Annotated in this window: 7 protein-coding genes, 5 rRNA genes and 1 pseudogene (1 of these 13 only partly in view); 1 reads left to right on the top strand and 12 read right to left on the bottom strand. The window is 56.0% G+C overall.

The genetic code is table 11. The annotated features are described in order from the left end of the window. Window positions 1–269: 269 nt before the first annotated feature. From HGP31_RS03740 to HGP31_RS03730, 3 genes are all read right to left on the bottom strand, one after another. Window positions 270–1,136, bottom strand: a complete 867-nt coding sequence (locus tag HGP31_RS03740) for a helix-turn-helix domain-containing protein (protein ID WP_168757197.1) — start codon at window positions 1,134–1,136, stop codon at window positions 270–272. Window positions 1,137–1,245: 109 nt separating this feature from the next. Then, window positions 1,246–1,947, bottom strand: a complete 702-nt coding sequence (locus HGP31_RS03735) for a hypothetical protein (protein WP_168757196.1) — start codon at window positions 1,945–1,947, stop codon at window positions 1,246–1,248. Between the two features lie 605 nt (window positions 1,948–2,552). Further along, window positions 2,553–3,908: a tyrosine-type recombinase/integrase gene (locus HGP31_RS03730; protein ID WP_240963519.1), complete on the bottom strand. Its 1,356-nt coding sequence runs from the start codon at window positions 3,906–3,908 to the stop codon at window positions 2,553–2,555. Window positions 3,909–3,951: 43 nt separating this feature from the next. Between HGP31_RS03730 and HGP31_RS03725 the strand changes: the two are divergent. Then, a pseudogene (locus HGP31_RS03725) lies at window positions 3,952–4,089 on the top strand (LysR family transcriptional regulator); the annotation flags it as partial. Between the two features lie 16 nt (window positions 4,090–4,105). Here HGP31_RS03725 and HGP31_RS03720 read toward each other — a convergent pair. The 9 genes from HGP31_RS03720 to HGP31_RS03680 form a co-directional block, all read right to left on the bottom strand. Then, a complete protein-coding gene (locus HGP31_RS03720) occupies window positions 4,106–5,116 on the bottom strand; it encodes an acyltransferase family protein (protein WP_033045393.1) in 1,011 nt (336 codons plus the stop codon). Between the two features lie 224 nt (window positions 5,117–5,340). Then, complete coding sequence (recD, locus tag HGP31_RS03715) at window positions 5,341–7,440, bottom strand: exodeoxyribonuclease V subunit alpha (protein ID WP_168757195.1); 2,100 nt, start codon at window positions 7,438–7,440, stop codon at window positions 5,341–5,343. Next, entirely contained in the window at window positions 7,437–11,144 is a 3,708-nt protein-coding gene (recB, locus tag HGP31_RS03710; protein ID WP_168757194.1) for an exodeoxyribonuclease V subunit beta, read from the bottom strand. Before recB ends, recD begins: the two co-directional genes overlap by 4 nt. Beyond that, on the bottom strand, window positions 11,141–14,593 hold the full coding sequence (gene recC / locus HGP31_RS03705; RefSeq protein WP_168757193.1) for an exodeoxyribonuclease V subunit gamma: 3,453 nt from the start codon (window positions 14,591–14,593) through the stop codon (window positions 11,141–11,143). The genes recB and recC overlap by 4 nt, the downstream gene beginning before the upstream one ends. 247 nt (window positions 14,594–14,840) lie before the next feature. Further along, window positions 14,841–14,956: ribosomal RNA gene (gene rrf, locus HGP31_RS03700) — 5S ribosomal RNA — on the bottom strand. 168 nt (window positions 14,957–15,124) lie between these two features. Then, window positions 15,125–18,018: ribosomal RNA gene (locus HGP31_RS03695) — 23S ribosomal RNA — on the bottom strand. 277 nt (window positions 18,019–18,295) lie between these two features. Beyond that, window positions 18,296–19,832, bottom strand: a 16S ribosomal RNA gene (locus tag HGP31_RS03690). Between the two features lie 482 nt (window positions 19,833–20,314). Beyond that, a 5S ribosomal RNA gene (gene rrf / locus HGP31_RS03685) occupies window positions 20,315–20,430 on the bottom strand. Between the two features lie 168 nt (window positions 20,431–20,598). Beyond that, a 23S ribosomal RNA gene (locus tag HGP31_RS03680) occupies window positions 20,599–22,732 on the bottom strand (it continues 760 nt past the right edge of the window). The 16S, 23S and 5S rRNA genes sit together here, the layout of an rRNA operon.

Here is a 22,732-nt window from a genome sequence, read left to right as displayed (position 1 = left end):
CCCTTCCATTTCAGTGGAATCAACCTGTAAGCGCCGCTTACACAGAGTACCCACCATGCTCCGCATACCAAGCACATCAAGGTCAAAAGCGAGGAGCTTTGGTGTGTGCTGATGCTATTGGATTAATGGTGTGCTGATCCAGTATCGGGGCGATACGACGATTGTACTGACTCATGCGTCGCATGAAATGGTATTCCCCTCAATGCTCCGCATTGAAGTGCTTCTATGATACATGCGGCCGAATTAGTCCCCCCCCGGTGAGGGGCTGCTTATGCGGCCTGCAACTCGAGCTGCACAGTCCGCATTTCGTCTCGCCACTTTCTGATGGTCTTTGCCGATACGCCGGTGTCTCGCTCAATGGCCTTAACCGCCATTCCTTGTGCCAGCATTCTCAACACCTCCTGCTTCTTGGGGTGCTGGTGCTGAGGGCGGACCGGGAAGGCTACGACAGTAGCAGTGGTCTGATGAGTTGGGTATTCCGCTTCGTACTCTTCCGCCGTCTTGAACTGGGTAAGGGTACGGAGGTCGTAATGAAGCTTTGCCAGTTCCTCGACAGTCGGTTTGCACAGATCATCGCAATCATTCCACTCACAGGCTTTGGGCTCAGGCTCAATGCCTTCCATCTCGTTTAAAAGGGACTGAGGGCGACTTTCCATCATCCACGGAAAGATCAACTCAATCGCCTTGACGTAACGTCTTGCGTGCCTTTCTCCCAGTTGCAGCAAATCCTCTACAGCTTCGTTGGTCACGGCTGGGAGGCTTTCCAAAATCATCACAAGCTTGCGTACAGACAGTTGAGTGGACTTCCCATTAACACCGATGGGGCGGTCATACCAGTCAAGTCGTGCAATTCCCACGACGATATCCATAGCAAACGCTGGATAGCGGCCCCAGTACGTTGTGCGACCGATGAACCCATAGAACGGGTTCTCAATCATCTTGGGCTTTGGTCCACGCGTGCTCTTCGGCTTTCGAGGTAGCTTGGTTTTGGTCTTCGGTGCATTGTCTGCCAGCCACTGATCGGCGTTAGCGGCGATACGTGCATTCAATGCTTCCAATTCTGCTGGGGAGAGCAGATTGGTAGAGAGGCCGGATTCACTGGTGATGGGCAATTTCGAGACGAGCGGGTGCAGCATGGTTAGTCCTCCTGTGTCAGTTCATTGCATAGGCATTCCTCTCGGGTTGTGCCGTTGGTTTTGATTGCCGCAGGCTTGGGTATCAGCCTGCGGTGGTGCGTGCCTTAAATCAGTCGTGGATATGGCGGTAGCAAGTACGAAGGCGCTGAATCACACGGGGATCAATCTTGCCCTTGTATGCATCTGCAAGCTCAAAGCAGTAGGCTGAATGTGCTGCCCTGTATGCCTCGAATGCCTTGATGATGTCGCTGAACCTCCCCAGATAGACCTGCTTGCCGTACTTGGAAATGCGAGCGACAAACCCTTTTCTTCTCGGTCCAAGAGTTACGCCAATGGGGAGAATTCCACGCTGACTCCGAGTATCTCGAAACATCTGGTTGATCATCCTTGGGACCAGCGAGCAGTACTCTGGTGAGTAGACAGTGTTGAGTGGATCAAGAATGTCTTTGTCCAGCTCCGTGTCCACTGCGTTTGCATAAGGCTGAGCGACGAACCAGTCAGCAAACTCTTGGAAGTCGAGCCACTTCCTGCAAACTGTACATCCCGCATAGGCTGTAGCCTCGGACTCGTAGCACCGACGAAGCATGTCAACCCAGCGACTGTGCGAGCGACATGTGGTTTCGTGATAAGGCAAGCCCAGCGCCTTGCGTCTGTCGACCGAGTTGTAGCCCACGCCACATACCAGAGTGTCGGTCGTCAACGGTGCGAAGAGCGGTATCTCCTCTCCGAGACTGTAGTCAAGGTGGATTCCAGCCACGCATGGGGCCACGAGGATTGTTCTGGTGATGTCGTTGATGCTGTGTTGTTGCATGTTGTTACCTCCGTTCAGTTGAAAAATGGGCAATAAAAAACCGACACATTGGTCGGCATCGGGCTCGTCATTCTTCTCACTACGGAGGAGCAGAAACTTAGCTATTCGATGTCGTCGACCTCAATGTTGGTGTTGCTTCGATTGCGTTTGTCATGGGTTCTTCTCATGAGCTGCATTGACCGTCAGGTGGTGGTCAGCCAAAACTTGGGCACTAAAAAGCCTCATGCAATTTCTGGGCGATTTGATCGCACCATGGTCGCGTAGAGGCTTCTAAGTTGTCTGTCTGCTTTACTGAAGCAGATGCGTATCATTGCACACTTGCGCTCCGCTCGTCAAGTAATTGTTGCATCAGGCATTGGAATATGCTCACTGAAAATCGCGACATCAATCATGCCATAGCACTTCAGCACTGTGCCATTTTGAGTAAACCAGTTTCCAGCGGAGTAGAAGCGACCTGCTTAGCTGGGACTGTCAATTCACCTAGCAAACACTGGGCGGAATGGAAGCGGGAGGTTGGAGCATGACGAATTCAGTGCAGGTTAAGCTTAGGTTTATCGATGGTTTCTAACGAGTTTTCGGTGTCGCCAATAGCCCCAACAACACAGTCACTGCCCCCCGCAAACGAACAATTTCCGAAGCATCTCCGCGATGGTCTCAACAGGCACTCCTGAACCGTAGACATCAAAAGTTATCGTGCCCGACGCATGCCCCATAACAGCCTGTGCGTAAGCCGTAGGAACTCCTTTGGCTTGCATCAAGGACGCCAGCGAGTGCCGCATGGAATGAAACACCAAGCCGGGACCAAAGGTTTCCCCAAGGGCCGCAGGGATTGCCTGTTGGTTAACCCACTCACCGCCTGTCTTGTAGCCAATCTGAGCTAATGATTCCGATCCACTGAGCTTGCACGCCTCGACATACCTTAAGAACGCTACAAGGTCGAACCCATAGGCACCGTCAGTCAACGGCACCAATCGTTCACTACGCTTGTTCTTGATTGACTTCCCTTCGCCTGCTTCGTTGATGTGAATGGCTGTGATACCTGACGCAAGAGTTTGAACATCGCTGACCGTTAACTGTGAGATTTCATTCAGACGCCCACCCGTGATAGCTCCAAGGCTCAACAGCCAACGCTTCCATGAGGTCTCAGGCAGCGTATTGGAGTAGGCCACCAGCTTGCCTACCTGATCCTGTGTGAACGCCTTACGACTCGACTCAGTGCCCTTTGTGAGCTTCAGCTTCTTATCATATGACTTCGGTATGTGACCATTTTCAACTGACCATGCGAGGACTGCTGACAGCTTAACGAGCAGCTTGTTGACCGTTGAAGGCATGCGGCCATTTGAAAGGCGATCACGCAGCGCCACGAGGTCAGCCCGTGAGTGAGTCCGCATGTCCAACTCTCCAAGAGCCGCAGAAATGGTCCCGTGGCAAATCTTGGTTTCCTTCAGGGTCGATTCCTTCTGGTCCTTCCCACGGTCAGCCAAGTAGAGGACCGAGAGAGTCTCAAAGGTCATCGCTGGGGCCAATACAGATAGAGACACCGGGACGTCCGCTACTGACTTCATGGATCGCGTAGAGCTGCCCACAGAGCCTGAGTGGCTTTCATGCAATCCACCCCACACCTGCGTAACGTTGTCATCACGTCCAGCCTCAAACAACTCCACCGAGACGACACGAAAATGTTCTTTCAGCTTGCTCCAAGGGGCATCTGGGTTCTCCAAATGGAACGCCCTGACGAAGCCCGCAAGGTGCCCTGAAGCGTCCAATGCGTCCCGCCTGTTGCTGGTCTGAAGGGAAACAGAAGCGAACTCAGTGGTGCTGCCGGTGGCCCTGAGACGCATGTAGTAAATCCCGTTACGCCTGAAGTGATACGGCTTGGCGAGTCTTGTCGTCGGCCTCACGGGAAGAGCGAGGTTTGTAACGGCGTTTGTAACAGCAGACGGAGCTGCAAGGATGCTCATAGCGGTTAGCCCCTGTATTCATTGGGTTAACCTGAGTTCCTTGAAATTCTGGATGTACTGTCGGGAGGATCTGAGGAAGCTCAAGCGGATTACCCTGTTGTGGGATTACATCCGCGCCGTGACCGAGCAGAACCAGACACTGTTGATGGGTGACAGTCGGCAGATGGTGTTTGCCGACTGAGGATGTTCAAGAACGTTCAGGTTGTAACCGGTTGGCGGCCAGCCACTTTCCTGGACAATGTCTTGCCGAACGCTATCCACCATTTTTCATAATAGAAGGTGGAGATATGCGCGGTGATGAAAATGGCGGCGAACAACAACGGTCGCTTCAGATATTTAACGATGGTATCCCCGCTACCCAGCCAGGTATGCGCCAGCAGCGGATGAACAACGTAGAGCGCGTAGGAGATGGTGGCGATATAAAACAGAATGCGGTTGTTCAGAACATGGGCAATGAATGTCCGGCCATTGAGCAGCGTACTCCCGACCATTGCGGCGGCAATGTAAGGGCGCAAGTAGTTCATGAAACCACCGTCGGGATGACTGGACACGACAAACAGGGCGAATAAAGCCATTTGCACGACCAGCATTTGTGCCGGCGCCTTCACAAGATTGTTACCCAGTCTTTTGTGATAGATCAGCGCCAGTATGCAACCAGACAGTATTTCATCAATGCGGTAATAGGTATTGATGACGACATGGGCATCATTCATGACTCGATAGGTTGTGACGGCGATGGCAAGAAAAGGGATCAGCACCATCCACCTTTTCCTCATCATGACTACCAGCAAGGCGATGGCCACATAAAACTGGACCTCCATGCACAAGCTCCATAAATGGCCGTTTACATCGCCAAGCCACATGGGCGGCCAGTTGGCAAAGAACAAAAAGTTTGCGATGTAGTAATCCGGAGGGCTGCTCATGATAGGCAAGACAATTGCCATGTACAGCCAGGCAAGAGGCACAATGCGAAAGAACCTGCGAATCAGAAAATCAATGACGCTGTCGTTATTGAGCAGAAAACTTGTTATCAGGAAACCCGACAAGGTAAAAAATATAGCCATGCCCATGACGCCTGCAGCAGAATTCAACTGCAAAAACTTTGGGCCAAGTGGTAGCAGGTGACACGCCAGTACCAGCAAGATACTAATTCCGCGCCATCCATCAAGTACGTTTAATCGAGAGCCTGCTACGGAACTATCACTCATATTGGCATTCGCTCTTTGGATATAAAAACCCAATAGTCGTAGCAGTGAAAATCTCATGGAGCCAGACCATTCAAGCCTGAAGTCTAGGTCACCTTTTGCGCTTTACACTTCACGCCATGATAAAATTTTGTCGCGCGCATTTGGCTAAATAACTGTTTTTTTGACGTTGCTTTCATGGCGTGAAGTGCAACGTCCACTTTTTGGCAGATGCGTTGCGAGCGCTGTCAGGCGCTCGCCTCCTTGAGTTCCAGCATCAGCCCGCTCAAGCGTTTGACCCGACGTCGCACCGCCTCTTCGAAGACGCCAGCCCGAGGCTCGATCAATGTGAACCAATCCTTGGCCCGGGTGATGCCGGTATAGATCAGCTCCTTGGTGAGCACCGGGTTCAGGGCATCGGGCAGGATCAACGCGGTGTGGGCGAATTCCGAGCCTTGGGATTTGTGCACGGTCATGGCGTACACGGTTTCGACATCATTGAGGCGACTGGGCAACACAAAACGCACACCGCCCTGGCCGTCGTTCCTCGGGAACGCGACTCGCAGCACCGGTTTCCCGGCCTCGGGCCCCTCGCGCTCGGGAAGCTTGAGGGCAATGCCGATGTCGCCATTCATCAAGCCCAGGCCGTAATCGTTGCGGGTCATCAGCACTGGCCGGCCTTCGTACCACTGCTGGTCGCTGTCGATCAGCCGTGCCTTCAGCAAGGCGTCGGTCACCCGCTGGTTCAAGCCTTCCACGCCCCACGGGCCTTTGCGCACCGCGCACAACAACTGGAAGGCGTCGAACGCCTGCAAAACCTGCCGGGCCCAATCGGTCCAGCGCGCATCTTCCAGGGGACAATCGAGCGCTGGACGCTGGTTGCGCAGCAGGCTCAAGTAATAGCGGTAGCCTTGCGGCCCCTCACCATGACCTTCGAGCAACAGGCGCTCCAGCGCCCGATCCTGTTCATTGCGCAGGGACAGGCTGAACACATCGTCGTGGCTTCGCGCCGCCAGCAACTTGCGGGCTTGCGCGGGCTGTTGCTGGTTCACCCAACGAGCCAACTGGCCAATGCCGCTGCCTTCGCCGAAACGCCGCGAGTGGCGCAACATCACCACTTGCTGGGCCAGCGGATGGGTGCCCTGGGTGTCTTCCTGCAGCCCGCTGCCTTCCAGGCTTTCGCCACTGACGGTTTGCAGCCATTGTCGAGTGTGTGGGCTATACCAGCCCGCTTCGGCGTCGCGACACAGATCGCCCAGCACGGCACCGGCCTCCACCGACGCCAGTTGGTCCTTGTCACCCAACAGCACCAGGCGGGCATGGGCCGGCAGTGCATCGAGCAGGTTGGCCATCATTTCCAGGTCGATCATCGACGCTTCGTCCACCACCAGTACATCCAGCGGCAAGTGATTGCCGGCGTGGTGACGGAAATGTCGCGTCCCCGGGCGGCTGCCGAGCAGGCGGTGCACGGTGGTGACGTCAGAGGGGATTTTCTCGCGGATGGCTTCAGTGACTTTCAGCGTTCGCACTTGTGCGCTGATGGACTCGGTCAGCCGCGCCGCCGCCTTGCCGGTTGGCGCCGCAAGACGAATGCGCAGCGGCTTGCCCGCCTCTACGGCCGGTGCCTGGAGTAAGGCGAGCAAGCGCACCACCGTGGTGGTCTTGCCGGTTCCCGGACCGCCGGTGACGATACTGAAAGCGCTGCGAGTCGCCAGGGCGCAAGCGAGTTTTTGCCAGTCGACGACCTCACCGGGCCTGGCCGGACCGAATAGCCCCGTCAGGCGCTGCAACAAGTCCCCTGGTGCGTTCTCGTGCACCGTCAGTCGCTCACGCAACGCATTGTCGATACGTCGTTCGTAGGTCCAGTAGCGTCGCAGGTACAGACGCTTGCCGGCCAACACCAGAGGCCGCTGATGCACGCTGTCGCGCTCGTCCGCCGCCAATGCGACCAGGCTGCTGGCGGCCAGCACCTTGCACCAGTGGGCGCCATCCAGCCCTTCCAGCAGTTGCGATGGCAGCAACATCGCGCCACCTTGCAGGTCGCCTTCCGGGGGCAGCGACAGGGCGAAGTCCGGCTCCTTGAGGGTTTCGAACAGGTCCAGGCACACATGCCCATGACCCAACTGGTGACTGGTCAATGCCGCCGCCAGCAGTACCAGCGGATCATCGTTCGGAGCCAGCTCGTGAAGAAAACCGACGAAGGCCTTGTCCAGTGCTCGCAACCAGCCGCGCTCGACCCAACGCGTGAGCAACAGCAACAAGTCTTCGGCACGCGTCAAAGGGCTGAGTTGCGCCAGGCTGTCGGCACTCAATGGCGTCGACAGTACATTGGCGAAGGTGCGGTTCATAGCAGTTCTCCCTGTTCCCAGGCGGGTTCGACCCTGGGCTGCGGCTTGCCCTGAAACAGGCGGTCCAGTTGCTCGATCAGCACCTTGGGTGGGCGGGCAAAATACACGCCCTGGCTTGGCGCACGGGTACCGCGCAGGAACAGGTACAGCGCGCCTCCGACATGCCGGTCGTAATCGTAATCGGCAAGCCGGGCCTTGAGCTGGCGGTGCAGGGCCAGCAGGTACAACACGTATTGCAGGTCGTAGCGGTTGTCGAGAATCGACTGCTCCATGGCCTGCGCGGTATAGGCCGCGTCGTCGACGCCGAGCCAGTTGGATTTGTAGTCGGCGACGTAATAGCGGCCGTCATGCTCGAACGTCAGGTCGATGAAGCCCTTGAACATGCCGTTGAGCAACACCGATTCGGCGGCCACCCGAGGCACACCGTTGTGGGTGTATTGACACACCAGCGCATCGAGCTTGAGCACATCGACCTTGTGGCTGGCGAACCAGAACTCCATTTCGACACGGTACTGGGTCAACTGCCCGAATACCACCGGTGCCTCGCCGCTGCCCAGCGGCAACGGCGACTTGAGCAGATGCTGCAGCCATTCACTCAGCGTGCTGATCCAGCCTTCCCAGCCACGGCGATTGCAGCGACGGGCAATCGCATCTTCCACGGCTTGCCCGGTGACGGCAAAACCTTCGTTGCCTGCCCATTCGAGCAACCCATGGAGAAAGGTGCCCGGGTTCGGGCCACGGGGGAATCGATGGATATCGGCACCGCCGGCCACCATCTCTCGAGGGGTATGCGGGTCGAGACGTTCGTCGTCGAAGAGTTTCTGTGCCTGTGCACTTTCGGGCGCCTGATCACTGCCGATACTCAGGCTGTCGCCGATGCGCAAGGCGCTGTAAGAAGCAATCCACCAGTTTTCACTGGCCTTGCGTTGCACGGTCAACGGTGCCAGCAACGCAGCGGTGTTCTGCGGTGGATGGTAGTGCTCGCGGGTGGCTTCAGGCATTTGTTCAAGACCAATCGCCGGACAGCCCTGTTGAAGGTCTCGCAACCAGGCCTGCAAGCCCGCCGACTCGTTCAAGCAAGCACCGCCACCCAACAGATACCCGAGCGCCGACAGGTGCAGCACCGAGCTGTTGTTATTGCCGCGCTTGAGATCCGCCACGCCCAGCCAGCAGGCATGTTGCGCCCGGGTCAGCGCCACATACAACAGGCGCAGGTCTTCGGCCAGGCGCTCATCATCGGCCAGGGCGATCAATTCGGCCGTGGGGTTCAACGTCACTTGGGCCTTGCCTGCGGCGTCGTGGTAATGCAACGGCAGACGGCTGCCATCCACCGGTTTCGCCGAGCAAATGAACGGCAGGAACACCAACGGGTACTCCAGCCCCTTGGACTTGTGGATGGTCACGACCTTGACCAGTTGCTCGTCGCTTTCCAGACGCAGGATCTGCTCTTCACCCGCCTGGCCCGACAATGCCAGGTGCTCGGACAAATGCCGGATCAATGCCTGCTCGCCATCAAGTTCGGCGGCCGCCTGTTGCAGCAACTCGGACAGGTGCAGCAGGTTGGTCAGGACCCGCTCGCCATCGCTGCGCGCTATCAATGCCTGGGGCAGCTTGAAGTCATGCAGCAAGCGTCGCAGCATTGGCAACACGCCCTGCTTTCGCCAAATCTCGCGATAGCGGCGAAACTGCATGACCCGCGCTTCCCAGGCCAGTTCGTCCTGGTTCAATTGCTCAAGCTCGACCAACGACAGATTCAGCGTGATGCTGGCCAGTGCCGCGCGCAGTGGCCGCTCGACGTCCGGCTCGGCGCAGGCCTTGAGCCAGGTTAGCACGTCATGGGCTTCCTGCGCGGCGAACACCGAATCCTTGTCCGACAGATAAACGCTGCGCACGCCTCGGTTAGCGAGCTCGGTACGCACCGCCTGCGCTTCCTTGCCATCACGCACGAGGATGGCAATGTCCGCAGGCATCAAGCCTCTGAGCGGCTGGTCATCGCGCACGAAGCCCGCAACGCCTTGTTGTCCGCCGTTGAGCAAGGCGGTGATTTCGCTGGCACAGGCGGCGGCCAGTTGTTGGCGATAGACCACACCGGACAACGGCTGCTCGGCGCACAGGTGCCAGATGTTCAATGCCGGTACTGCCTGATGATCGATGCGCAGGACTTCCTTGCGCCCCTGGGACTCGACAGGCTGGAAGGGCACCGGGTTATCGCCATTGTTCTCCCGGAACAGGAACGCCCCGCGCCCGGACTCGCGAGACTCGGCATAGTCGAACACATGGTTCACGGCACTGACCATGCCATGGCTCGAACGGAAGTTGGTGCCCAGGGTATGCAGGCGGCCTGTGGTCGCCTGGCGGGCCCGCAAGTAGGTATAGATGTCGGCGCCGCGGAAGGCGTAGATCGCCTGCTTCGGGTCGCCGATCAGGAACAGCCCGCTGTCGGGGCTGTTGTCTTCAATGCGGTAGATGCTCTCGAAGATCCGGTACTGCACCGGGTCGGTGTCCTGGAATTCATCGATCAATGCCACCGGGAACTGTTCGCGGATCAAGCTCGCCAGTCGCTCGCCACCATCGCTTTGCAGCGCCGCGTCCAGGCGCAGCAACATGTCGTCGAAGCCCATTTCCGCACGACGGCGCTTTTCCTCTTCGAAACGCGCCCCCACCCAATGGGCAGCGTGTTGCAGTACGGCCGCATCGGGCGTCGGCAAGCCATCAAGACAGGCCTTGAGCGCGGGCATCGCGTCCAGGCCTGGATGATCCGGCGCGACGCCTTTCTTCCAGGCTTCTGCCATACCCTCAGGCGTCAGGCGCGTGAAGCCGGTGCCGATGTCCAGTTGCTCGAGGGACTCGTCTTCGGCCCAGGCTTTGATTTTCTCGAACCAGGGTTCGAAGTACCGCGCCTGCATCTTGCGCCCGTCGACACTCTTGCTGGCGACACCTTCGTGACACAGGGCCAGCAACTCGTCGGCCCACTGGCGCCACGGCATCTTCAGCTCAAGCAAGGCGGCTCGCCGCTCCTGCAGGCACTCGGTGATCAATTGCGCCGGCTCCTTACCGGCGAGGGTGTCCCGCGCGCTGGCGAACAGCCCGCGGATTCGCGGCAACAAGGCCGCCGGACCGCCCCAATTGCTGCGCACCCAATTCAATGCATCGCCCTGCATCGGATAGCAGAACAAGCGCCAGTAATCGCGCAGCACTTCCCCCAGCAGATCGCTGTGGTCGGTTTCCAAAGTCTGAGTGAACAGGCTACCGCTGTCGAAAGCGTGCTCGCGCAACATGCGCTGGCACCAACTGTGGATGGTCGACACGGCCGCCTCATCCATCCATTGCGCGGCGATGTCCAGGCGGTTGGCGCAGCCGGGCCACTGTTCCGGCGCGTACTCTTGCCGCAGCTGGTTGATCAGTGCGTCGGGGGCCGGCGTTTCGTCGCGGAAAAACCGTGCGGCTTCTGCCAGTCGCGTACGGATGCGTTCGCGCAGCTCTTTGGTGGCGGCATCGGTGAAGGTCACCACGAGGATCTGTGGCGGCAGCAGTTCACGACCGAAACCCGTGTGCTGTCCATCGCTGGATTCGCCACCGTGACCCAGAACCAGGCGCAGGTAGAGTGCGGAAATGGTAAAGGTCTTGCCGGTCCCGGCGCTGGCTTCGATCAGTTGACTGCCTCGCAGCGGGAACGCCAGGGCCAAGGGTGTCTGGGTGGTCATGGGCGAGCTTCCTCACTGGACACTGAGCGCCAAGGGGCCTCGAGCAGTGGTCGATACAAGGCATCGCACCAATCGACGAATGTCTCGTCGGCGACCAGGGCGTCGTAATCGGCGAACTGACGGGCCAGCGCCATGCTTTCGCGGCGCTCGCCGTCAGTGGTCAAGCCGTCCCCCTCATAGGCCTTGCGGGCCGCTGCCTGGGCTTTGGCCGGGTCGGTCTGCCCGAGCCATGCAAAGGCGGTCTTGACCGCTATCGGCAGGGGTTGGCGCATTCCGGATTGCCAGGCCAGTAACAGATCACCCAGGGTTCCCAAGGCACTCTCCTGTGCAATCGGGTCGAGTAGCAGGCTGTCATCACTGGCGACCAAGGCCGTGGTCATCGGCATGCCGCTGGCGCACGCCACCAGATGATTGACCCACGGTCGTGTCAGCCGATGCCACTTGCGGGTCTTGATCGAACCAATGCTGTTGGGGATCGTCGTGACTGCCAGCAAGCCCCCGTCTGCCCGTTGATGCAGGCCACTGAGCCAGCCCTCGATACGCAGGTCGTCCACTTGCAGATTGACTGGCAGGGCACTGCTCAGGGGTGTTGGCCATAACGCCAGGAGCTGTTGATAACGCGCAAGCAGATCCGGCAAGGGTTCGATCAACTCACGTTGCAGGCATTCGCCAAATCCTGCCATGGGCAGCAGCCCACTGTTTTGCAGGCGACTGGCCTGCGCCTCCAGCACCTGCTCGGTATTTTCCAGGTCTGCCAACGCCGCGCCGAGCAAACTGTCGCTCAGGCCATAGCGTTGCAAGGCATCGAGGACAAAGGGTTCTTCATCGGCCAAAGGCGCTTCTGCAGCTTCAAAGAACACCTTCAATCGCTGACTGAAGAAATGTCGCACCGGGTTGCGCAAGAAATCCTGCAGTTGCCCAAGACTCAGCGGTTCCTCCTGGATGTGGGCATCGAGCATCTCATGGCCAGGCGCATGCCCACCGGCCTGGTGAAGCACCTGCCACTCGCTGGCATAGCTGAACAGGGCATCACCCTGGTGGAAGTAACGGGCACTGAAGGGTTGCAGCGGATGCTCCTGGGTCATGGCCTCAAGCAAGCCTTCCTCGGCATCGGCCAATCGCCAACCGCTGGCCAGGTGGTCACGGAGCTGGCCGATCAGCACGGATGCCGGGCGCTCGCTGTTATCGCGAATGCTGCGACCGACCCAGCTTATGTAGAGTTGATCGCGCGCCGACAACAATGCCTCCAGCAGCAAATAGCGGTCGTCCTCACGCCGCGAGCGATCGCCAGGCCGGTAGTCGCTGCCCATGAGGTCGAAGTCCAGTGGCGGCTGTGCCCGCGGGTAATCACCATCGTTCATCCCCAGCAGGCACACCAGTTTGAACGGAATCGCGCGCATGGGCATCAAGGTACAGAAGTTGACCGCTCCAGCCAGAAAACGCTGGGACAATCGACCCTGATCGAGACCGGCCAACCAGGCTTCACGGACGACGGTCAGCGGTAGTTCGTCGTGCAAGCCAACTGACTCACAGTTTTCCAGCCAGGTTTCGCGTAACGTTTCCAGCTGCGTCAACAAATACTCGTCGTGCTCATTACTGGCCTGGAAGAACAGTGCCACCAATGCCTGCAAGCGCTGGCTCCATTGCTGCGGCGATGCCGGTTGAGAGAGCTCGTGGTGGGCAATTTCCAGTGCGTCCAGTAGCGCAACCAGCGGGCCTATGAGCGCGGCATCCAGACCACCGATCTCGTCGTAGGGTTCGATGCCGCCACAGGCACCGGAACTGCCAACGGCATACCCGAGCAACATGCGCCGCAAGCCAAAACGCCAACTGTTTTGCTCCAATGCCTCGGGCAGGCCCAGGCCTGCGCGCTGCTCGGCGTTCATCCCCCAGCGGATACCCGCGCCTTCGATCCAGCGATGCAGGGTCGGCAGGTCACGTTCCTCCACGCCGAAGCGCTCCCGTAGCGCCGGGACGTCCAGCAGGTCGAGAATCTCGCTGACCGGGAAACGGCTGTCTGGCAACTTGAGCAGATGCTCCACCGCGATCAACAGCGGGTCACGGCCGCGCTGCCCTTGGTCCGCGAGGGTGAAGGGTATGAAGCGCGGGTCGTGACGCTCAAGCTGACCGAACACCGCGCGAATATGCGGGGCATAGGCGTCGATGTCCGGGACCATGACAATCACATCCCGGGGACGTAAAAGCGGATCGGCGCTGAAGCGTGCGAGCAACTGATCGTGCAGGATCTCCACTTCGCGCTGGGCGCTGTGGGCAATGTGGAAGCGGATCGACGAGTCTTTCTGCAGTTCCACGGCTGGCCAGTATTCACGGGTTTCGCCCAATGGACGCAACTCAAGGATGTCGTCTTGCAACTGGTTGAGCATATGCAGCGGTTGGCTTTCACTGAACAGGTCGATGCGCCCGTCACGAAACGCCGAGCGATAGCTGTTGGGATCATCGTAGCTGTCGAGCAGGTTGATGTAGTCCCGTCCCTGCTTGCCCCATGCAGCCAGTAAGGGATGCGCGTGTTGATGCAGGGTTTGCGGATCGAGAACGCCCGGCATGCCACTTTTGCGCGCCTGCCGTTTGTATTGATGACGCAACAGGTCTTTGTCGGCGACGATGTCTGCCCAATGGTGACGACAGGGGTTGTGCACGCACAGCAGCACCTGGCTGAACCGAGCCAGTCCGGCCAGGGCCTCGAGGGCTTGAGCGGGCAACGAGGAAATGCCGAATACGATGACCCGTGACGGTAATCCACTCGGAGCCACGTCGAGGCTGTTGATGCGTTCGATAAACCGCTGATGCACGCCGGCCCGGCTTTGCGCCATTCCTTCTTCACCGACATCCAGCAACAGTGCACGCCACAACTCTGCCTGCCAGGCATTGGCAGCAGTCAGCAGCTTGGCTTCGCCCCTGCCGTTACGTAACTGGTGACGACCTTGCGCCCAGTCTTCGAGCCAATCGGCGCGGTACACCTGGTACTGGTCGAACAGATCCGCCAGTCGCTCAGCCAGTTGATAGCGTTTGCGCAAATCGGGGTCATGCGTGAGAAAACGCTGGAGCGGCTCGAAGTGTGGCTGATTGATCAACTGCGGCAGCAGACGCATCAGGCGCCAGGTCAGGGGGGCTTTATCCAGCAGCGACTTGGCCGGGATCTCGTCGCGACCCAGGACCATCCGGTAGAGCTGCCACATGAAACTGCCGGGCAATTGCACATCGATGGCGGCGGCGATCCCGCAGCCGCCCATGTCGTCGTCTTCAGGATCTTCGGCGAGTGCCAGCTTAAGCCATTGCGCGATGCCGTTGCTCTGCACCAGGGCGATTTCATTTTCCAGGGGGGCCAGCGGGTAGCGCCGCATCCAGCTCACCACCAGGCTGCGTAACTCGTCCAGGCGATTGCCGTGAACCACCATAAAACCAGCACTGAGGGACGTTGCGTCCGGCATAAAGGCTTCCTTGGAAAGCGCAAATCGAGGGACGACTTTAACATTGAAGGCGGTTGGCTTCATTTTTAGGAGCGAGCATGCTCCGGGCGGCGTTCCGATGATGGTCGTCAACGATAAGGCTGGGGGCCTGATACCCCGTGGCGCTCTCCGGTTCATCGCGAGCGTGCTCGCTCCTACAGGAGGATTAGCGATTGCCACAAAGACAAAACCCCTACCTGCATGCGCAGATAGGGGTTTTGGAATTTAATCTTGACGATGACCTACTCTCACATGGGGAAACCCCACACTACCATCGGCGATGCATCGTTTCACTTCTGAGTTCGGGATGGGATCAGGTGGTTCCAACGCTCTATGGTCGTCAAGAAATTCGGGTACTGAGTCGTGACCAGATGGCCTCGCTTCAGCAAATTGGGTATGTGATAGCTTCGGTGTTTTGTGAACTTCGAACTTTCGGTTCGTTGCGTCTTCACACACCGCAATCTGGTCTCTTTCGTCTTTTCAACTAGGAGCATCAAATTGCTTGGGTGTTATATGGTCAAGCCTCACGGGCAATTAGTATTGGTTAGCTCAACGCCTCACAGCGCTTACACACCCAACCTATCAACGTCGTAGTCTTCGACGGCCCTTCAGGGGACTCAAGGTCCCAGTGAGATCTCATCTTGAGGCTAGTTTCCCGCTTAGATGCTTTCAGCGGTTATCTATTCCGAACATAGCTACCCGGCAATGCCACTGGCGTGACAACCGGAACACCAGAGGTTCGTCCACTCCGGTCCTCTCGTACTAGGAGCAGCCCCTCTCAAATCTCAAACGTCCACGGCAGATAGGGACCGAACTGTCTCACGACGTTCTAAACCCAGCTCGCGTACCACTTTAAATGGCGAACAGCCATACCCTTGGGACCGGCTTCAGCCCCAGGATGTGATGAGCCGACATCGAGGTGCCAAACACCGCCGTCGATATGAACTCTTGGGCGGTATCAGCCTGTTATCCCCGGAGTACCTTTTATCCGTTGAGCGATGGCCCTTCCATACAGAACCACCGGATCACTAAGACCTACTTTCGTACCTGCTCGACGTGTCTGTCTCGCAGTCAAGCGCGCTTTTGCCTTTATACTCTACGACCGATTTCCGACCGGTCTGAGCGCACCTTCGTACTCCTCCGTTACTCTTTAGGAGGAGACCGCCCCAGTCAAACTACCCACCATACACTGTCCTCGATCCGGATAACGGACCTGAGTTAGAACCTCAAAGTTGCCAGGGTGGTATTTCAAGGATGGCTCCACGCGAACTGGCGTCCACGCTTCAAAGCCTCCCACCTATCCTACACAAGCAAATTCAAAGTCCAGTGCAAAGCTATAGTAAAGGTTCACGGGGTCTTTCCGTCTAGCCGCGGATACACTGCATCTTCACAGCGATTTCAATTTCACTGAGTCTCGGGTGGAGACAGCGCCGCCATCGTTACGCCATTCGTGCAGGTCGGAACTTACCCGACAAGGAATTTCGCTACCTTAGGACCGTTATAGTTACGGCCGCCGTTTACCGGGGCTTCGATCAAGAGCTTCGCGTTAGCTAACCCCATCAATTAACCTTCCGGCACCGGGCAGGCGTCACACCCTATACGTCCACTTTCGTGTTTGCAGAGTGCTGTGTTTTTAATAAACAGTCGCAGCGGCCTGGTATCTTCGACCGGCGTGGGCTTACGGAGCAAGTCCTTCACCCTCACCGGCGCACCTTCTCCCGAAGTTACGGTGCCATTTTGCCTAGTTCCTTCACCCGAGTTCTCTCAAGCGCCTTGGTATTCTCTACCCAACCACCTGTGTCGGTTTGGGGTACGGTTCCTGGTTATCTGAAGCTTAGAAGCTTTTCTTGGAAGCATGGCATCAACCACTTCGTCACCTGAAAGGTAACTCGTCATCAGCTCTCGGCCTTGGAATCCCGGATTTACCTAAGATTCCAGCCTACCACCTTAAACTTGGACAACCAACGCCAAGCTGGCCTAGCCTTCTCCGTCCCTCCATCGCAATAACCAGAAGTACAGGAATATTAACCTGTTTTCCATCGACTACGCTTTTCAGCCTCGCCTTAGGGACCGACTAACCCTGCGTCGATTAACGTTGCGCAGGAAACCTTGGTCTTTCGGCGTGGGTGTTTTTCACACCCATTGTCGTTACTCATGTCAGCATTCGCACTTCTGATACCTCCAGCAAGCTTCTCAACTCACCTTCACAGGCTTACAGAACGCTCCTCTACCGCATCACCCGAAGGTGATACCCGTAGCTTCGGTGTATGGTTTGAGCCCCGTTACATCTTCCGCGCAGGCCGACTCGACTAGTGAGCTATTACGCTTTCTTTAAAGGGTGGCTGCTTCTAAGCCAACCTCCTAGCTGTCTAAGCCTTCCCACATCGTTTCCCACTTAACCATAACTTTGGGACCTTAGCTGACGGTCTGGGTTGTTTCCCTTTTCACGACGGACGTTAGCACCCGCCGTGTGTCTCCCATGCTCGGCACTTGTAGGTATTCGGAGTTTGCATCGGTTTGGTAAGTCGGGATGACCCCCTAGCCGAAACAGTGCTCTACCCCCTACAGTGATACATGAGGCGCTACCTAAATAGCTTTCGAGGAGAACCAGCTATCTCCGAGCTTGATTAGCCTTTCACTCCGATCCACAGGTCATCCGCTAACTTTTCAACGGTAGTCGGTTCGGTCCTCCAGTCAGTGTTACCTAACCTTCAACCTGCCCATGGATAGATCGCCCGGTTTCGGGTCTATTCCCAGCGACTAGACGCCCTATTAAGACTCGCTTTCGCTACGCCTCCCCTATTCGGTTAAGCTCGCCACTGAAAATAAGTCGCTGACCCATTATACAAAAGGTACGCAGTCACCCAACAAAGTGGGCTCCCACTGCTTGTACGCATACGGTTTCAGGATCTATTTCACTCCCCTCTCCGGGGTTCTTTTCGCCTTTCCCTCACGGTACTAGTTCACTATCGGTCAGTCAGTAGTATTTAGCCTTGGAGGATGGTCCCCCCATATTCAGACAAAGTTTCTCGTGCTCCGTCCTACTCGATTTCATGACTAAGAGATTTTCGCGTACAGGGCTATCACCCACTATGGCCGCACTTTCCAGAGCGTTCCGCTAATCTCAAAGCCACTTAAGGGCTAGTCCCCGTTCGCTCGCCACTACTAAGGGAATCTCGGTTGATTTCTTTTCCTCAGGGTACTTAGATGTTTCAGTTCCCCTGGTTCGCCTCTTGCACCTATGTATTCAGTACAAGATAACCATCTTATGATGGCTGGGTTCCCCCATTCAGACATCTCCGGATCAAAGTCTGTTTGCCGACTCCCCGAAGCTTTTCGCAGGCTACCACGTCTTTCATCGCCTCTGACTGCCAAGGCATCCACCGTATGCGCTTCTTCACTTGACCATATAACCCCAAGCAATCTGGTTATACTGTGAAGACGACATTCGCCGAAAATTCGAATTTCTCAACTAAGAGAACTCACAAATTTTACCTTAGCCTGATCCGTTACCAGTGAAAGTAACGTTCAGTCTATCTTTCTATCACATACCCAAATTTTTAAAGAACGGTTCTGAAAAAGTTCAGAGCTAAGTATTCGAAGCGAATATTTAGCTCTGCGCTTTTACAAACGCATGAATCAAGCAATTCGTGTGGGAGCTCATGAAGCAGCTGAGTCGTCGATTAAGGAGGTGATCCAGCCGCAGGTTCCCCTACGGCTACCTTGTTACGACTTCACCCCAGTCATGAATCACACCGTGGTAACCGTCCTCCCGAAGGTTAGACTAGCTACTTCTGGTGCAACCCACTCCCATGGTGTGACGGGCGGTGTGTACAAGGCCCGGGAACGTATTCACCGCGACATTCTGATTCGCGATTACTAGCGATTCCGACTTCACGCAGTCGAGTTGCAGACTGCGATCCGGACTACGATCGGTTTTATGGGATTAGCTCCACCTCGCGGCTTGGCAACCCTCTGTACCGACCATTGTAGCACGTGTGTAGCCCAGGCCGTAAGGGCCATGATGACTTGACGTCATCCCCACCTTCCTCCGGTTTGTCACCGGCAGTCTCCTTAGAGTGCCCACCATTACGTGCTGGTAACTAAGGACAAGGGTTGCGCTCGTTACGGGACTTAACCCAACATCTCACGACACGAGCTGACGACAGCCATGCAGCACCTGTCTCAATGTTCCCGAAGGCACCAATCCATCTCTGGAAAGTTCATTGGATGTCAAGGCCTGGTAAGGTTCTTCGCGTTGCTTCGAATTAAACCACATGCTCCACCGCTTGTGCGGGCCCCCGTCAATTCATTTGAGTTTTAACCTTGCGGCCGTACTCCCCAGGCGGTCAACTTAATGCGTTAGCTGCGCCACTAAGAGCTCAAGGCTCCCAACGGCTAGTTGACATCGTTTACGGCGTGGACTACCAGGGTATCTAATCCTGTTTGCTCCCCACGCTTTCGCACCTCAGTGTCAGTATCAGTCCAGGTGGTCGCCTTCGCCACTGGTGTTCCTTCCTATATCTACGCATTTCACCGCTACACAGGAAATTCCACCACCCTCTACCATACTCTAGCTTGTCAGTTTTGAATGCAGTTCCCAGGTTGAGCCCGGGGATTTCACATCCAACTTAACAAACCACCTACGCGCGCTTTACGCCCAGTAATTCCGATTAACGCTTGCACCCTCTGTATTACCGCGGCTGCTGGCACAGAGTTAGCCGGTGCTTATTCTGTCGGTAACGTCAAAACAGCAAAGTATTAATTTACTGCCCTTCCTCCCAACTTAAAGTGCTTTACAATCCGAAGACCTTCTTCACACACGCGGCATGGCTGGATCAGGCTTTCGCCCATTGTCCAATATTCCCCACTGCTGCCTCCCGTAGGAGTCTGGACCGTGTCTCAGTTCCAGTGTGACTGATCATCCTCTCAGACCAGTTACGGATCGTCGCCTTGGTGAGCCATTACCTCACCAACTAGCTAATCCGACCTAGGCTCATCTGATAGCGCAAGGCCCGAAGGTCCCCTGCTTTCTCCCGTAGGACGTATGCGGTATTAGCGTCCCTTTCGAGACGTTGTCCCCCACTACCAGGCAGATTCCTAGGCATTACTCACCCGTCCGCCGCTGAATCAGAGAGCAAGCTCTCTTCATCCGCTCGACTTGCATGTGTTAGGCCTGCCGCCAGCGTTCAATCTGAGCCATGATCAAACTCTTCAGTTCAAACATCTTTGGGTTTTGAGAAAACCCTAAACTTGGCTCAGCAATCGTTGGTTACATCTTTGATTTCTCGCGGAGTAACTTGTGATGCTGATAATCTGTTGACTAGCAGTCTGACTCCACAAGCACCCACACGAATTGCTTGATTCAGTTGTTAAAGAGCGGTTGGTTAAGATCTTTCGTCTCAACCGAGGCGCGCATTCTACAGCAGCCTCATTTGCTGTCAAGTGGTATTTTTCAGAAGTTTTCAAGGAATCCTTAACAACTTCAACCACTTGCGCTTCAGATCTCTCATCAGCGGGAGGCGAATTCTACAGCGTTACACGCTGCTGTCAACACCTTAATTCCTGCTTCTTTCGATTGAGATAATCCAATCACTAACCAGGTAAACGACTTGATTAGCAGTACATGCTTTATACAAAGCTTGTACTTATACAAAAACAAAACCCCTACCTGCATGCGCAGATAGGGGTTTTGGAATTTAATCTTGACGATGACCTACTCTCACATGGGGAAACCCCACACTACCATCGGCGATGCATCGTTTCACTTCTGAGTTCGGGATGGGATCAGGTGGTTCCAACGCTCTATGGTCGTCAAGAAATTCGGGTACTGAGTCGTGACCAGATGGCCTCGCTTCAGCAAATTGGGTATGTGATAGCTTCGGTGTTTTGTGAACTTCGAACTTTCGGTTCGTTTCGTCTTCACACACCGCAATCTGGTCTCTTTCGTCTTTTCAACTAGGAGCATCAAATTGCTTGGGTGTTATATGGTCAAGCCTCACGGGCAATTAGTATTGGTTAGCTCAACGCCTCACAGCGCTTACACACCCAACCTATCAACGTCGTAGTCTTCGACGGCCCTTCAGGGGACTCAAGGTCCCAGTGAGATCTCATCTTGAGGCTAGTTTCCCGCTTAGATGCTTTCAGCGGTTATCTATTCCGAACATAGCTACCCGGCAATGCCACTGGCGTGACAACCGGAACACCAGAGGTTCGTCCACTCCGGTCCTCTCGTACTAGGAGCAGCCCCTCTCAAATCTCAAACGTCCACGGCAGATAGGGACCGAACTGTCTCACGACGTTCTAAACCCAGCTCGCGTACCACTTTAAATGGCGAACAGCCATACCCTTGGGACCGGCTTCAGCCCCAGGATGTGATGAGCCGACATCGAGGTGCCAAACACCGCCGTCGATATGAACTCTTGGGCGGTATCAGCCTGTTATCCCCGGAGTACCTTTTATCCGTTGAGCGATGGCCCTTCCATACAGAACCACCGGATCACTAAGACCTACTTTCGTACCTGCTCGACGTGTCTGTCTCGCAGTCAAGCGCGCTTTTGCCTTTATACTCTACGACCGATTTCCGACCGGTCTGAGCGCACCTTCGTACTCCTCCGTTACTCTTTAGGAGGAGACCGCCCCAGTCAAACTACCCACCATACACTGTCCTCGATCCGGATAACGGACCTGAGTTAGAACCTCAAAGTTGCCAGGGTGGTATTTCAAGGATGGCTCCACGCGAACTGGCGTCCACGCTTCAAAGCCTCCCACCTATCCTACACAAGCAAATTCAAAGTCCAGTGCAAAGCTATAGTAAAGGTTCACGGGGTCTTTCCGTCTAGCCGCGGATACACTGCATCTTCACAGCGATTTCAATTTCACTGAGTCTCGGGTGGAGACAGCGCCGCCATCGTTACGCCATTCGTGCAGGTCGGAACTTACCCGACAAGGAATTTCGCTACCTTAGGACCGTTATAGTTACGGCCGCCGTTTACCGGGGCTTCGATCAAGAGCTTCGCGTTAGCTAACCCCATCAATTAACCTTCCGGCACCGGGCAGGCGTCACACCCTATACGTCCACTTTCGTGTTTGCAGAGTGCTGTGTTTTTAATAAACAGTCGCAGCGGCCTGGTATCTTCGACCGGCGTGGGCTTACGGAGCAAGTCCTTCACCCTCACCGGCGCACCTTCTCCCGAAGTTACGGTGCCATTTTGCCTAGTTCCTTCACCCGAGTTCTCTCAAGCGCCTTGGTATTCTCTACCCAACCACCTGTGTCGGTTTGGGGTACGGTTCCTGGTTATCTGAAGCTTAGAAGCTTTTCTTGGAAGCATGGCATCAACCACTTCGTCACCTGAAAGGTAACTCGTCATCAGCTCTCGGCCTTGGAATCCCGGATTTACCTAAGATTCCAGCCTACCACCTTAAACTTGGACAACCAACGCCAAGCTGGCCTAGCCTTCTCCGTCCCTCCATCGCAATAACCAGAAGTACAGGAATATTAACCTGTTTTCCATCGACTACGCTTTTCAGCCTCGCCTTAGGGACCGACTAACCCTGCGTCGATTAACGTTGCGCAGGAAACCTTGGTCTTTCGGCGTGGGTGTTTTTCACACCCATTGTCGTTACTCATGTCAGCATTCGCACTTCTGATACCTCCAGCAAGCTTCTCAACTCACCTTCACAGGCTTACAGAACGCTCCTCTACCGCATCACCCGAAGGTGATACCCGTAGCTTCGGTGTATGGTTTGAGCCCCGTTACATCTTCCGCGCAGGCCGACTCGACTAGTGAGCTATTACGCTTTCTTTAAAGGGTGGCTGCTTCTAAGCCAACCTCCTAGCTGTCTAAGCCTTCCCACATCGTTTCCCACTTAACCATAACTTTGGGACCTTAGCTGACGGTCTGGGTTGTTTCCCTTTTCACGACGGACGTTAGCACCCGCCGTGTGTCTCCCATGCTCGGCACTTGTAGGTATTCGGAGTTTGCATCGGTTTGGTAAGTCGGGATGACCCCCTAGCCGAAACAGTGCTCTACCCCCTACAGTGATACATGAGGCGCTACCTAAATAGCTTTCGAGGAGAACCAGCTATCTCCGAGCTTGATTAGCCTTTCACTCCGATCC

Source organism: Pseudomonas umsongensis, assembly GCF_012647205.1.
Taxonomy (GTDB): domain Bacteria; phylum Pseudomonadota; class Gammaproteobacteria; order Pseudomonadales; family Pseudomonadaceae; genus Aquipseudomonas; species Aquipseudomonas umsongensis.
Note: the sequence above shows the minus strand (reverse complement) of the source record. Positions and strands in the feature narration are given on the sequence as shown.

Bases quoted from the DNA above. Each gene is read 5' to 3' on its own strand.
- HGP31_RS03740 (WP_168757197.1), bottom strand. From the start codon at position 1,136: ATGCTGCACCCGCTCGTCTCGAAATTGCCCATCACCAGTGAATCCGGC.
- HGP31_RS03735 (WP_168757196.1), bottom strand. From the start codon at position 1,947: ATGCAACAACACAGCATCAACGACATCACCAGAACAATCCTCGTGGCC.
- HGP31_RS03730 (WP_240963519.1), bottom strand. From the start codon at position 3,908: ATGAGCATCCTTGCAGCTCCGTCTGCTGTTACAAACGCCGTTACAAAC.
- HGP31_RS03720 (WP_033045393.1), bottom strand. From the start codon at position 5,116: ATGAGTGATAGTTCCGTAGCAGGCTCTCGATTAAACGTACTTGATGGA.
- recD (WP_168757195.1), bottom strand. From the start codon at position 7,440: ATGAACCGCACCTTCGCCAATGTACTGTCGACGCCATTGAGTGCCGAC.
- recB (WP_168757194.1), bottom strand. From the start codon at position 11,144: ATGACCACCCAGACACCCTTGGCCCTGGCGTTCCCGCTGCGAGGCAGT.
- recC (WP_168757193.1), bottom strand. From the start codon at position 14,593: ATGCCGGACGCAACGTCCCTCAGTGCTGGTTTTATGGTGGTTCACGGC.